General features: G+C 70.5%; 14 protein-coding genes and 3 tRNA genes. 12 read left to right on the forward strand and 5 right to left on the reverse strand.

Features of this window, described 5'->3' with window-relative positions; all coding sequences use genetic code 11:
- Positions 1–143: 143 nt before the first annotated feature.
- Entirely contained in the window at positions 144–800 is a 657-nt protein-coding gene (locus tag ACFYPJ_RS07785; protein ID WP_389012118.1) for an NAD(P)H-binding protein, read from the reverse strand.
- Positions 801–1000: 200 nt separating this feature from the next.
- Entirely contained in the window at positions 1001–2263 is a 1263-nt protein-coding gene (locus ACFYPJ_RS07790; RefSeq protein ID WP_389012121.1) for an amidohydrolase family protein, read from the reverse strand.
- 393 nt (positions 2264–2656) lie between these two features.
- Here ACFYPJ_RS07790 and ACFYPJ_RS07795 point away from each other — a divergent pair.
- The 6 genes from ACFYPJ_RS07795 (at position 2657) to ACFYPJ_RS07820 (ending at position 5225) form a co-directional block, all read left to right on the forward strand.
- A tRNA-Thr gene (locus ACFYPJ_RS07795) sits at positions 2657–2729 on the forward strand.
- 46 nt (positions 2730–2775) lie between these two features.
- A tRNA-Met gene (locus ACFYPJ_RS07800) sits at positions 2776–2848 on the forward strand.
- 91 nt (positions 2849–2939) lie between these two features.
- Positions 2940–3104, forward strand: a complete 165-nt coding sequence (gene rpmG / locus ACFYPJ_RS07805) for a 50S ribosomal protein L33 (protein ID WP_003948671.1) — start codon at positions 2940–2942, stop codon at positions 3102–3104.
- Between the two features lie 118 nt (positions 3105–3222).
- Positions 3223–3675 carry a MaoC family dehydratase N-terminal domain-containing protein gene (locus ACFYPJ_RS07810; RefSeq protein WP_389012124.1) on the forward strand — a complete coding sequence of 151 codons (453 nt, stop codon included), beginning with the start codon at positions 3223–3225 and terminating at the stop codon, positions 3673–3675.
- Positions 3676–3678: 3 nt separating this feature from the next.
- A complete protein-coding gene (locus ACFYPJ_RS07815; RefSeq protein ID WP_389012127.1) occupies positions 3679–4107 on the forward strand; it encodes a MaoC family dehydratase in 429 nt (142 codons plus the stop codon).
- 62 nt (positions 4108–4169) lie between these two features.
- Complete coding sequence (locus ACFYPJ_RS07820; protein WP_389012130.1) at positions 4170–5225, forward strand: UDP-N-acetylmuramate dehydrogenase; 1056 nt, start codon at positions 4170–4172, stop codon at positions 5223–5225.
- A 147-nt stretch (positions 5226–5372) separates the two neighbouring features.
- Here the strand turns inward: ACFYPJ_RS07820 and ACFYPJ_RS07825 are convergent, their stop codons facing one another.
- The gene (locus ACFYPJ_RS07825; protein ID WP_389012954.1) at positions 5373–6005 is read right to left on the reverse strand and encodes an NAD(P)-dependent oxidoreductase; all 633 of its coding nucleotides are present in this window, start codon (positions 6003–6005) and stop codon (positions 5373–5375) included.
- Positions 6006–6183: 178 nt separating this feature from the next.
- On the opposite strand from ACFYPJ_RS07825, the gene ACFYPJ_RS07830 reads away from it, so the two are divergent.
- Entirely contained in the window at positions 6184–6795 is a 612-nt protein-coding gene (locus ACFYPJ_RS07830; protein ID WP_389012956.1) for a TetR/AcrR family transcriptional regulator, read from the forward strand.
- A 51-nt stretch (positions 6796–6846) separates the two neighbouring features.
- On the opposite strand, the gene ACFYPJ_RS07835 is transcribed toward ACFYPJ_RS07830, so the two are convergent.
- Positions 6847–7887, reverse strand: a complete 1041-nt coding sequence (locus tag ACFYPJ_RS07835) for an adenosine deaminase (protein ID WP_389012133.1) — start codon at positions 7885–7887, stop codon at positions 6847–6849.
- Positions 7888–8012: 125 nt separating this feature from the next.
- A complete protein-coding gene (locus tag ACFYPJ_RS07840; RefSeq protein ID WP_389012136.1) occupies positions 8013–9239 on the reverse strand; it encodes a pyridoxal phosphate-dependent aminotransferase in 1227 nt (408 codons plus the stop codon).
- 259 nt (positions 9240–9498) lie between these two features.
- On the opposite strand from ACFYPJ_RS07840, the gene ACFYPJ_RS07845 reads away from it, so the two are divergent.
- The 5 genes from ACFYPJ_RS07845 (at position 9499) to rplK (ending at position 12950) form a co-directional block, all read left to right on the forward strand.
- Positions 9499–9571: transfer RNA gene (locus ACFYPJ_RS07845), tRNA-Trp, on the forward strand.
- A gap of 105 nt (positions 9572–9676) precedes the next feature.
- On the forward strand, positions 9677–9961 hold the full coding sequence (gene secE / locus ACFYPJ_RS07850) for a preprotein translocase subunit SecE (RefSeq protein WP_389012139.1): 285 nt from the start codon (positions 9677–9679) through the stop codon (positions 9959–9961).
- Positions 9962–10039: 78 nt separating this feature from the next.
- On the forward strand, positions 10040–10951 hold the full coding sequence (gene nusG / locus ACFYPJ_RS07855) for a transcription termination/antitermination protein NusG (RefSeq protein ID WP_389012141.1): 912 nt from the start codon (positions 10040–10042) through the stop codon (positions 10949–10951).
- A gap of 725 nt (positions 10952–11676) precedes the next feature.
- Positions 11677–12204 (forward strand): hypothetical protein, encoded by a 528-nt coding sequence (locus ACFYPJ_RS07860; protein ID WP_389012144.1) that lies wholly within the window; start codon positions 11677–11679, stop codon positions 12202–12204.
- Between the two features lie 311 nt (positions 12205–12515).
- The gene (rplK, locus tag ACFYPJ_RS07865; protein WP_389012147.1) at positions 12516–12950 is read left to right on the forward strand and encodes a 50S ribosomal protein L11; all 435 of its coding nucleotides are present in this window, start codon (positions 12516–12518) and stop codon (positions 12948–12950) included.
- The last annotated feature ends 48 nt before the right edge of the window (positions 12951–12998 follow it).

Genomic DNA, 12998 nt, shown 5'->3' on the forward strand with positions numbered 1-12998 from the left:
GATTTCCGGTGACTTGTGATGGCCGACTGATCGACCGACTGCTGAGGACGTCTGACGAAGGCGACGAAGGCGACGAGGAAAGCCGACCGGTTCGGCGGGTGACGGCCCAACCGGTCGATTGTTCCAACGGACCGCGGACCGTCTCAGTTCCCCGCCACCGACTTCACCGCGACCGACACCGGCGCCGACCCGCTGATCAGCTCCAGCGTCAGTCCGGCCGTCGCCGGGCTCTCCACCAACTCCGCGAGTACGGCGGCCACGTCCGCGCGCGGGATCGAGCCGCGCCCGGTGTGCGCCTCCAGGCGGACGAGGCTGTTGCCGCGGTCGTTCGTCAGGGCGCCGGGACGCACGATCGTCCAGTCCAGCGCGTCCAGGCCGGTCACGTAGGCGTCGGCCGCGCCCTTGGCCCGCAGGTACACGTCGAAGACGTCGTCCCCCTGGTGCGCCGGGTCCGCGCCCATCGAGGAGACGACCACGAACCGGCGTACGCCCGCCCGGACGGCCGCGTCCGCGAACAGCACCGCCGCGTTTTTGTCCACGGTGTCCTTGCGGGCAGCGCCGCTGCCCGGGCCCGCGCCCGCCGCGAACACGGCGGCGTCCGCGTCCCGCAACTGCGCCGCGACCTCCTCGACCGAGGCCGACTCCAGGTCGAGGACGACCGGTTCGGCACCGGCGTCCCGCAGATCGTCTCCCTGCTCGGCGTTGCGGATGATCCCCGCTACCTCGTCCCCGCGCGCGGAGAGGAGCCGTTCCAGCCGCAACGCGATCTGACCATGACCACCAGCAATGACAATGCGCATGTTTCCGACCGTACGCCCGAAGCACCGCTTCTGCCGCACGACTTCGGCCCTGGCAGCGCAGGCGATGCGCCGGCCGGCTCTGCCGGTGCGCACACTTCCGGCCCGCAAGCCGACACGCGCTCCCCGAGCGCCGGTGAATTACCTCGAAGGACTCCCGACGACCCGGACGCCCGCGTGCGCGCGCCGTCACGCGCCCCGCTTCACGACAACTCACCCCGCCCCTGACGCGGCAGCCCCAGTTCCGCGGCGGCCGCCGAGTTGCAGTACTCCCGCACCGCGCTGGTGCGCGCCACCACGCGCCCCCGGTGCACCACGATCCGGCTGTACGAGAGGGACAGTGCGCCGGCCAGGTGATGACCGCGCACGGCGAGCAGTTCGGCGGGGAAGCCGGCCTCCACACGGACCTCGGGGAGTCCGAGGACGGCGCGGGCCGAGCCGCTCACGGCGTCGTACGCGTCCTCGGGGTGCAGTCCGTGGCACGAGGCCAGCAGATAGGCGGCCTCCAGCGGGTCGCCGCGGCCGACCGGGTTGGACACGTCCCGCAGGGCCCCGCTCCCCGCCGCGACCCGGACCCCGGCGGCACGCAGCAGCCGCACCGGAGCCGTACCCCGCCGTTCGACACCGCCGCAGCCGCCCTGCGGCAGGCAGACCACGGTCACTCCGGCCGCCGCCAGCCGGTCCGCGACGCGGGCCGCCGCCTCGGTCGCCAGCCGGGACAGGGCGCCGCACGGGCCGAGGGTCACACCCGGGCGCAGCCCGCCCGCCATCGCCGCGAGCCGGGCGAGCCGGGCCGGATCGGCGGCGTCCGTGTGCAGGTCGACGGGGCAGCCGTGCTCGGATGCCACCTTCAGGAGCGTCTCGACGTAGCCCGTGGGGTCGGGGTCGAGATCGGGGCAGCCGCCCACCACGGTGGCGCCCATCTTCACCGCGTCCCGCAGCATCGCCAGTCCGTCGGCCCCGGCCGCCCCGGTCAGCAGCCGCGGTACCGCCACGGCGGTCAGGTCCGCGAGCCCGTGCAGCGAGCGCCGCGCCTGGAGCACGGCGCCGAGCGCGCCCAGTCCCTGGACGTCGCCCACGCGCACGTGCGCGCGCAGTGCCGTCGCCCCGTGCCCGAGCTGCAGCAGGGCGGCCTCCGTGGCCCGGCGCTGGACGTCCTCGGTCTCGTACGAGACGGGTCCGCCCTGGTCGGCGGAGAGCGCGGTGTCGGCGTGGGCGTGCGGTTCCACCGGGGCCGGCAGGAGCAGGTAGCCGCCGAGGTTGACGCGGGTACCGGAGTGGGCCGGGCCCGGTGCCAGGCTGCCGGCCGTGCCGACCGCCTCGATGCGCCCTCCGTCCAGCCGGACGTCCACGGTGCGGCCGTCGGTGAGCCGTGCCCCGCACAGGACCAGGGCCCCGTCGGAGTGGCCCGGGGAACCCGGTGGGTTCGACGGCGGTGGGGGCGGCTGCGGCTGGCTGTCGGGCATCGGGGTCCAGGGGCTCGTGACTGCGGCTCGGGCTGCGCGGGGCGACTGAGGGGACTCAAGATCACGCAGAGTGAGTCGAGCCTAGGATGGCGGGCCGCGCGGGGCGGGGAGGAGCGGAATAGTCGTACTGGTGTGGTCCGTCGTCGTATCGCGGTGGGGTCTGTCGTCGTGACGCGGTGTGGTCCGTCGTCGTATCGAGGTGTGGTCCGTCGGGTTCGCGCACGCGCGCGTGGCGGACGGCCGGGAACGTTCCTGGGCGCGCGCGGATCACGCGCGAAAGGCGGGCAGGAGAGGCGCACGGGACGGCCGGGACACGGGCCGAAGGGGCCTTCGCGGGCGGTACGAAACGGATTTGGGTGAACGGCTGCCGAGCGTGTAATGTCTTCATCGCTCGCCCCAATAGCTCAGTCGGCAGAGCGTCTCCATGGTAAGGAGAAGGTCAACGGTTCGATTCCGTTTTGGGGCTCTGGTGTGAGAAGTAACCGTTGCGAAACGGGATCCGATCACATCACAGCGGTGTAGCTCAGTCGGTAGAGCAAGCGGCTCATAATCGCTGTGTCACCGGTTCAAGTCCGGTCACCGCTACTGACAGTAGCCGATTGCGGGGTCGGTCCTTCGATCGGCTACTCTTTCTTGCGTTTGAATTATTCCATCCGTTCGTCCTAGGAGCACTCACGTGGCTGCCACCGACGTCCGCCCGAAGATCACGCTGGCCTGCGTGGAGTGCAAGGAGCGGAACTACATCACCAAGAAGAACCGGCGTAACAACCCGGACCGTCTTGAGATGAAGAAGCACTGCCCGCGTTGCAACGCGCACACCGCGCACCGCGAGACACGCTGACCCATCTGGTTCGTACGTGAGGCCGCCCCCGCAGCCGGGGGCGGCCTCACGGCGTTTTCGCCGATGGAAACCAGCTAATTTGTGGGCAATCGCAGCTGACATCAGGAGGTGCCGGGCCATGGCGCTCGATCAGTCCTTCGTGGGGCGGAGCTACCCGCCCACCGAGCCCTACGAGGTGGGCCGGGAGAAGATCCGCGAGTTCGCCGACGCGGTCGGGGACTCCCACCCGGTCTACCGCGACCCGGAAGCCGCCAAGGAACTCGGCCACTGCGATGTGATCGCGCCGCCGACCTTCGTCTTCTCGATCACCTTCCGGGCCGCCGGACAGGTCGTCGAGGACCCGCAGCTCGGCCTCGACTACAGCCGTGTGGTGCACGGAGACCAGAAGTTCGTGTACACCCGGCCGGTGCGCGCGGGGGACCGGCTCCAGGTCACGTCGACCATCGAGGCCATCAAGTCCATGGCCGGGAACGACATCCTGGACATCCGCGGCGAGGTCCACGACGAGGCGGGCGAGCATGTCGTGACGGCCTGGACCAAGCTCGTGGCGCGCGCGGCCGAGGGGGCCTGAGAGATGACGGCGAAGATCGCTTACGACGACGTGGAGGTCGGCACCGAACTACCGGCGCAGACCTTTTCGGTGACCCGCGACAGGCTCGTGCGGTACGCGGGCGCCTCCGGTGACTTCAACCCGATCCACTGGAACGAGAAGTTCGCCAAGGAGGTGGGCCTGCCGGACGTCATCGCGCACGGCATGTTCACCATGGCCGAGGCGATCCGGGTGGTCACCGACTGGACCGGCGACCCGGGCGCGGTCGTCGAGTACGGCGTCCGCTTCACCAAGCCCGTCGTCGTGCCGAACGACGACGAGGGCGCCGTGATCGAGGTCGGCGGCAAGGTCGCCGCCAAGCTCGACGACAACACGGTACGGGTGGACCTGATGGTCACCAGCGGTGGCCAGAAGGTGCTGGGTATGTCCCGGGCGGTCGTACGGCTGGCCTGAGGCCGGAGGTAAGGGGTGTTCCGCCAGAGAGGGAGCCCCTTACATCTCGTAGTCTTGGGCGCGTGCAGGAACTCCACGACGCTCCCCTCGCCCCGCTGACCACCTTCCGGCTGGGCGGCCCCGCCACCCGGCTGGTCACCGCCACCACCGACGCGGAGGTCGTCGCCGCCGTCCGCGAGGCCGACGACAGCGGAACCCCCCTGCTGCTCATCGGCGGCGGGTCGAACCTGGTCATCGGCGACAAGGGCTTCGACGGCACCGCCCTGCGCATCGCCACCCGCGGGGGCGAACTCGACGGCACGCGGCTGGAGGCCGCGGCCGGCGAGGTGTGGACCGACACCGTCACGCGCACCGTCGAGGCCGGCCTCGCGGGCATCGAGTGCCTCGCCGGAATCCCGGGCTCCGTCGGTGCGACGCCGATCCAGAACGTCGGCGCGTACGGCCAGGAGGTCTCCACCACGATCACCGAGGTGACCGCCTACGACCGGACCGCCCGGGAGACGGTCACGCTCACCAACGCCGAGTGCGCGTTCTCCTACCGCCACAGCCGTTTCAAGGCCGACCCCGACCGCTACGTGGTGCTGCGCGTACGGTTCGCGCTGGAGGCCGCCGGCGGGCTGTCGGCGCCGGTCAGGTACGCCGAGGCGGCCCGCGCGCTGGGGGTGGAGCCCGGCGGCCGGGCACCGCTCGCGGCCGCCCGCGAGGCCGTCCTGAAGCTGCGTGCGGGCAAGGGCATGGTCCTCGACCCCGAGGATCACGACACCTGGTCGGCGGGGTCGTTCTTCACCAACCCGATCCTCACGGACGCGGAGTTCGCCGCCTTCCACGCGCGCGTGCAGGAGCGCCTCGGCGACGGCGCCGAGCCGCCCGGCTACCCCGCGGGCGACGGGCACACCAAGACCTCCGCGGCCTGGCTGATCGACAAGGCGGGCTTCACGAAGGGGTACGGCAGCGGGGCCGCCCGTATCTCCACCAAGCACACGCTGGCGCTCACCAACCGGGGCGGGGCCAGCACGGAGGACCTGCTCGCGCTGGCCCGGGAGGTCGTGGCCGGGGTGCGGGCGGCTTTCGGGATCACGTTGGTCAATGAGCCGGTGACCGTTGGCGTCAGCCTGTAGCGCCGCTTCGCAACTCTGCTCCGTAGCCCTGCTCCGTAGCCCTGCTCTGGTCCTGCTCCGTAGGTCTGCCCGGTAGCTCCGCTCTATGGCGCCGCTGGGTGGGGGCGGGTGGTCGCGCGGTTCCCCGCGCCCCCAGGAGGCGCCGGTTCAGTAGGCCACGCCTACTCCCTGGCATACCGTCTTCGGGTCCCCGGTCATGGTCAGCATCGCGTGGGCCACGTCCGCGCGTGCTATGAAGCGGCCGCCGCGCGGGAAACCCCCGATCACCGTGCGGTACGTGCCGGTGAGCGGCTTGTCCTGGAGGCGCGGTGGGCGCACCGACGTCCAGTCCGTGTCGCTGCGCGCCAGTTCGGCCTCGGTCTCCCGCAGGTCCGCGTAGACGTCCTTGAGGATGGCCGAGACCAGGCCGCGCGCGGTGCGGTCGAGGAAACCGTCGTCCTTCGGGGCGGGGCCCACCGGACCGGCGCTGACCAGCACCAGCCGTCGTATGTGTTCCGCCTCCATGGCCGCCAGGACCGTACGGGTCAGCCGGGTCGTCACCCCGGCGTCCCTGCGGCTGCGCGCGCCGAGGCCGGACAGCGCCGCGTCCCGGCCGGCGACGGCGGGGCGCACCTCCTCCGGGTCGGTGAGGTCCGCGCGGACCACCTCCAGGGCGGATCCGGTCACGGTCAGCCGCGCGGGGTCGCGGACCACGGCCGTGACCTTGTGGCCCGCGGAGAGCGCCTGACGGACGATCTCCTGGCCGATACCGCCAGTGGCGCCGAACACGGTGAGGTTCATGGGGTGCTCCCGGTCTTCATCGGGTTTCATTGGTCTTCATTGGTCTTCATCGAGTGGGTGGGGCATGGGTGGACCGTGGGGTGGGTGAGTGTTCACTCACCTCTGGTGCCTCCTAGGGTGAGTAAGCACTCACCCATTCGTCAAGGCCAGGAGGTCCGCCATGCCATCCTTGGGCGCCATGGAGCAGAAACCGGCCCGCGTCCGCATCCTCGACGCTGCTCACGAACTGATGCTCACCGTGGGGCTGGCCCGCGCGACGACCAAGCAGATCGCCAAGGCGGCGGACTGCTCCGAGGCGGCGCTCTACAAGTACTTCGCCAGCAAGGAGGACCTGTTCGTCCACGTCCTCACCGAGCGGCTGCCCCCGCTGACCCCCCTGCTCGGCAGCCTCGCGGCCGAACCGGGAAAGGGCACGCTGGAGGAGAACCTCACCGAGATCGCCCGCCAGGCCGCCCTCTTCTACGAGCAGAGCTTTCCGATCGCGGCTTCCCTGTACGCCGAGACCCAGCTCAAGGCCCGGTTCGACCACGGGCTGCGGGAGATGGGCTCCGGCCCCCACAAACCGATAGAGGGCCTCGACGCCTATCTGCGCGCCGAGCAGGCGGCCGGCCGGGTCCGGCCCGACGCCGACACCTTCGCCGCCGCGTCCCTGCTGCTCGGCGCCTGCTCCCAGCGGGCGTTCGCCTACGACGCGTCCCAGAGCGGCGAGCGCCCGCCGGTCGACGACTTCGCCCGCGGGCTGGCCCGCACCCTGCTGGGCGGAATCACCAGCACCGGGCACCCGGCCTGATCGCGGCCCCCGGGAGGACCTGGAGGCCCCGGATGTCCCCGGGCGCCCGTCTCAGGCGGCCGGGCGGGTCAGCCAGTCGTCGATGCCCGCCAGCAGGTTCGTCCGTACGTCCTGCGGTGCCGCCGACGCCCTGACCGACTGCCGGGCCAGTTCGGCCAGTTCCGGGTCCGTGAAGCCGTGGTGCTCCCGCGCCAGCCGGTACTGGGCCGCCAGGCGCGAGCCGAACAGCAGCGGATCGTCGGCGCCCAGCGCCATCGGCACCCCCGCCTCGAACAGGGTGCGCAACGGGACGTCCTCCGGCTTCGCGTACACGCCGAGCGCCACGTTCGACGCGGGGCACACCTCGCAGGTCACGCCCCGGTCCGCGAGCCGCTTCAGCAGCCGCGGGTCCTCCGCCGCCCGCACCCCGTGCCCGACCCGGTCGGCATACAGGTCGTCCAGGCAGTCCCGGACCGAGGACGGGCCCGTCAGCTCGCCGCCGTGCGGAGCCGAGAGCAGGCCGCCCTCGCGCGCGATGTGGAAGGCGCGGTCGAAGTCCCGTGCCATGCCCCGGCGTTCGTCGTTCGACAGGCCGAAGCCGACCACGCCCCGGTCCGCGTACCGCACCGCCAGCCGGGCCAGCGTGCGGGCGTCCAGCGGGTGCTTCATACGGTTGGCGGCCACCAGCACCCGCATGCCCAGACCGGTGTCCCGCGCGGCCGTCTCCACCGAGTCCAGGATGATCTCCAGAGCGGGGATCAGACCGCCCAGGCGCGGCGCGTACGACGTCGGGTCGACCTGGATCTCCAGCCAGCCCGAGCCGTCCTTCACGTCCTCCTCCGCGGCCTCCCGGACGAGGCGCTGGATGTCCTCCGGGTCACGCAGGCAGGAGCGGGCCGCGTCGTACAGCCGCTGGAAGCGGAACCAGCCGCGTTCGTCCGTGGCCCGCAGCTTCGGCGGCTCCCCGCTGGTCAGCGCGTCGGTCAGCACCTCGGGCAGTCGTACCCCGTGCTTGTCGGCCAGCTCCAGCAGGGTGGCGGGCCGCATCGAGCCGGTGAAGTGCAGGTGCAGATGGGCCTTCGGCAGGTCAGAGACATCACGTACACGCTCCATTCCAGGATCCTGCCGCACGTCCCCCGGGTCCCGGAAGCCGGATCCCCGTTCGTGGTCTTGCCCGCACACACAAGCGGGCCGCCTCCCCGAGGAGACGGCCCGCCGGCTGTTCGTGCGAAGTGGCCTCAGTCCTTGGCCTCGGCCAGCAGCTTCTGGATCCGGCTCACGCCCTCCGCCAGGTCCTCGTCACCGAGGGCGTAGGACAGCCGCAGGTAGCCGGGGGTGCCGAAGGCCTCACCCGGTACGACCGCCACCTCGGCCTCCTCCAGGATCAGCGCGGCCAGCTCCACCGAGGTCTGCGGGCGCTTGCCGCGGATCTCCTTGCCGAGCAGCGCCTTCACCGACGGGTACGCGTAGAACGCGCCCTCCGGCTCCGGGCAGACCACGCCGTCGATGTCACCGAGCATCCGCACGATCGTCCGGCGCCGGCGGTCGAACGCCTCGCGCATCTCCGCGACCGCCGTGAGATCGCCGGAGACCGCCGCGAGGGCCGCCGCCTGCGCGACGTTCGAGACATTCGACGTGGCGTGCGACTGGAGGTTCGTGGCGGCCTTGACCACGTCCCTCGGGCCGATGACCCAGCCCACCCGCCAGCCGGTCATCGCGTACGTCTTCGCGACACCGTTGACGACGATGCACTTCTCCCGCAGCTCCGGCAGGATCGCGGGCAGCGAGGTGAACGTGGCATCGCCGTAGACGAGGTGCTCGTAGATCTCGTCCGTCAGCACCCACAGGCCGTGCTCGACGGCCCAGCGGCCGATCGCCTCGGTCTCCTGCTCGCTGTAGACCGCGCCGGTCGGGTTGGACGGCGAGACGAAGAGGACGACCTTCGTCCGCTCCGTGCGCGCCGCCTCCAACTGCTCCACGCTCACCCGGTAGCCGGTCGTCTCGTCGGCGACGACCGCCACGGGGACGCCGCCGGCCAGGCGGATCGACTCCGGGTACGTCGTCCAGTACGGCGCCGGGACGATCACCTCGTCACCCGGGTCCAGGATCGCGGCGAAGGCTTCGTAGATGGCCTGCTTGCCGCCGTTGGTGACGAGGACCTGCGAGGGGTCGACCTCGTACTTCGAGTCCCGCAGCGTCTTCGCGGCGATCGCGGCCTTCAGCTCGGGCAGGCCGCCCGCCGGGGTGTACCGGTGGTACTTCGGGTTCTTGCAGGCTTCGATCGCGGCCTCGACGATGTAGCCGGGGGTCGGGAAGTCGGGTTCACCGGCGCCGAAGCCGATCACCGGACGCCCGGCGGCCTTGAGGGCCTTGGCCTTGGCGTCCACGGCGAGGGTGGCGGACTCGGAGATCGCGCCGACTCGGGCGGAGACCCGGCGCTCGGTGGGAGGGGTTGCAGCGCTCATGAACCCATCGTTCCAGACCGGAAACGCGCCCGGCACACGGGTTTCACAGACTGAGCGGAAGAAGGCCGACCCGTGAACAAGCGTCCGGATCCGGCCTCCGGCCAGGACGATCTTGCGTTTCGCGCGCCCGGACGGGCACTTACTGTTCGACGCCGGGCCCGGGAACACGTACACTCTCACCTCGTTGGCCTTCGGCAGCCACCTCCGAGCCGGTGCACACCGAGCAGTCGGTCGGATGCGGTACGTTGGGGGACATCGAAGGGTCGTAGCTCAATTGGTAGAGCACTGGTCTCCAAAACCAGCGGTTGGGGGTTCAAGTCCCTCCGGCCCTGCTACACACACCGCCAAGATGTGTGCGCATGTACGTACAGCATTGCACCGCCGTGCGGCTCATACCGGGCGCGGCACGGCCACGACCCGGGATCAGGTGAGGACGAATGACGGACGCCGTGGGCTCCATCGAAACTCCTGATGCCCAGGACGAGGTGCCAGAGTCCGGCAAGGCGCGCAAGGGCGGCAAACGCGGCAAGAAGGGCCCGCTGAAGCGGCTTGCCATCTTCTACCGTCAGATCATCGCGGAACTCCGCAAGGTCGTCTGGCCGACCCGCAACCAGCTGACGTCGTACACCACCGTGGTGATCTTCTTCGTCGCCATCATGATCGCGTTGGTGACCGTGATTGACTATGGGCTCGACCACGCCGCCAAGTACGTCTTCGGCTGAGCCAAGAGCGAAGGGCGCCGTGATGTCGGCGCCCGTTTTCGCATGTTCCACTTATGTATCCAGGAAGAAGCAGCCATCGTGTCTGACCCGAACCTGAACGACGCCATCGAGCCTCGCGGGAATGCCGCCGAGGCGGTGGACGACGAGCTCGACATCGTCGAGGGCGCGGACGAGCAGGACGAGTTCGAGGCTGCCGAGGCCGAGGCGGGGGAGCCGGCCGAGGAGGCCGCCCTGCAGGTCGTGGACGAGGACGGCGCCACCGACGACGGCGCCACCGACGACGTGGCCGCCGACGATGCGGCCACCGATGACGTGGCCGCAGCGGACGAGGGTGCGCAGGACGAGGGCGTCGACGAGGAGCCCGCGGAGCCTGTTGACCCCGTCGCGGCGCTTCGCGACGAACTGCGTTCGCTGCCCGGTGAGTGGTACGTCATCCACACCTACGCCGGTTACGAGAACCGCGTGAAGACCAACCTGGAGCAGCGCGCCGTCTCGCTGAACGTCGAGGACTACATCTTCCAGGCCGAGGTGCCGCAGGAAGAGGTCGTCCAGATCAAGAACGGCGACCGCAAGACGATCAAGCAGAACAAGCTGCCGGGTTACGTCCTGGTCCGCATGGACCTGACCAACGAGTCCTGGGGCGTCGTCCGCAACACCCCCGGCGTCACAGGCTTCGTCGGCAACGCCTACGACCCCTACCCGCTGACCCTGGACGAGATCGTCAAGATGCTCGCCCCGGAGGCCGAGGAGAAGGCCGCCCGCGAGGCCGCCGAGGCCGAGGGCAAGCCCGCCCCGCAGCGCAAGGTCGAGGTCCAGGTGCTGGACTTCGAGGTCGGCGACTCGGTCACCGTCACCGACGGCCCGTTCGCCACGCTGCAGGCCACCATCAACGAGATCAACCCGGATTCGAAGAAGGTCAAGGGCCTGGTGGAGATCTTCGGCCGGGAGACCCCGGTCGAGCTGAGCTTCGACCAGATCCAGAAGAACTAGGTCAACGATCCTCCGAAAGAGCCCCCACCCAGCGGTTTTCCGTTGGGTGGGGGCTCTTTCGTGTGCTGGGGCCCGGTGAATCGTCGCCCGGGTCGATCACCGGGTGGGTCACGTACCAGTTCGCGAGGAGCGTCGCCTGCACGAACACGACAGGGAACGCGGCTGAGGCCAGGGCGGCAGCGCCGTACCAGCGCCAGGATCGGATCGCTGCCCCACCACTCGCTGCCACCGCTGCTCCTCGCCCGTCCGGCCTCGGCCGACGAGACCGCCGGCCAAGGCTCGCGCCGATCAGCGCAGCGGGAGTGTAGGCGCTCACCGGCGCACGTGTCTGCCGACGGCATGCCCGTGCGCGCATCCCGAACTCACCCCGGGCACTGCGACAAGACGCCCGACGGCTACGGCGCCCCGCCGGCCTCCGGGTCTTTGGGCCTCGGACAGGGGCTCTCGGGAGTTCAGCGGGCACCAGCCCCTGGGTTCCGGGGCGGACGGCTGTTTCAACGCGCGCATGCCGCACCACCGGCGATCCGGGCCGCGTACAGGAAGTCCAAAAATTCTGTGTGCTGCGCCACAACCGTTCCGGCGTCCGGTGGGTCTGACTTGATGACCAAAACGCACGAACGGTGTTCTTGGTGGTGATCCAGCAAGCCTTGCTGTGATTTGCCCTGCTCTGCTCGTCGCGTGCCCAAGGACAGTTCAGGTATCCAGGGAACCCGGGGGTTTTCCTCATGCGTGCTCGTCGTACGTTGATCGCCGCGGCCGCCGCCGCTTTCGTCCTCGTCCCGACGGCCTCCGCCGTCGCCGGTACGGGCCCCGCGCCCGCGCCGGACAAGCAGCGTCAGAACGTCCGTTCCACCGCCCCGTCGGAGAGCGGGAATCCGAACAGCGCCAAGGCCGCGGCCGCCGGCGTGTGCTCCGACGCATACCAGATCGGCACCACCGCCTACATCGACCGCGCGGGCGCGCACGCCGCGTCCGTGAAGCAGTTCTACTCGCCCAGTTGTCAGCGGAACTACGGGTACGTGTGGGTGTGGCAGAGCTTCCGCGACAAGGTGAAGGACTACGACGTCGGCGTCGGCGTCTACAGCTACGCGCGTGACGGGGTCCTGGGCGAGAAGGCGTGGAAGGCCACCAACGTCCAGGAGTTCTGGTCGCTGCCGGCCGCCACCGTCGGCGAGTGCACGGCGGCCATCGGCCACCTGAGGGCGCCGGGCGACCCGGTCGGCGGGCAGGCGGTGACCTCCAAGCGCTGCTGAGTCCGGGGAGCCGGGGCGGCCCGGGGCCGGCGTTCGCCGGGCTCGGGTCCGGGCGCTCTTCGAAGGTGCCGCGGGTCTCCGGCCGCCGAGTGCGGACCGCGGGCCCGCGTTCTTGTCGCACGGGTCGTGGTGCCGTCCGGTGCGCGGGCCGTGGTGGCAGTTCCGGTGCGCGGGCCGTGGTGCCGTACCGGAGTCTGAGGTCCCGTTTTTGGGTCCGGCCCTGTCACCCGTTATCGTGGTGCGGTATGCCTCCATCCTGATGATCCGGATCGGACGGCGGAACACTCTCACTAAGGACCCGGAGAGAGCACATGCCTCCCAAGAAGAAGAAGGTCACGGGGCTGATCAAGCTCCAGATCCAGGCCGGCGCGGCCAACCCGGCACCGCCGGTCGGCCCCGCGCTGGGTCAGCACGGCGTCAACATCATGGAGTTCTGCAAGGCCTACAACGCCGCGACGGAGTCGCAGCGCGGCTGGGTCATCCCGGTGGAGATCACGGTCTACGAGGACCGTTCCTTCACCTTCGTGACCAAGACCCCGCCGGCCGCGAAGATGATCCTCAAGGCTGCGGGCGTGGAGAAGGGCTCCGGCGAGCCGCACAAGACCAAGGTCGCCAAGATCACCCAGGCGCAGGTCCGCGAGATCGCCCAGACGAAGATGCCCGACCTCAACGCCAACGACCTGGACGCCGCGTCGAAGATCATCGCCGGCACCGCCCGGTCGATGGGCGTCACGGTCGAGGGCTGAGCCTCCACCTCGTAGAACCCCCGCGGCCCTGGTGGGCCGCACGTGGCA

The organism is Streptomyces sp. NPDC006012 (assembly GCF_042871185.1).
In the GTDB taxonomy this organism is placed as follows: domain Bacteria; phylum Actinomycetota; class Actinomycetes; order Streptomycetales; family Streptomycetaceae; genus Streptomyces.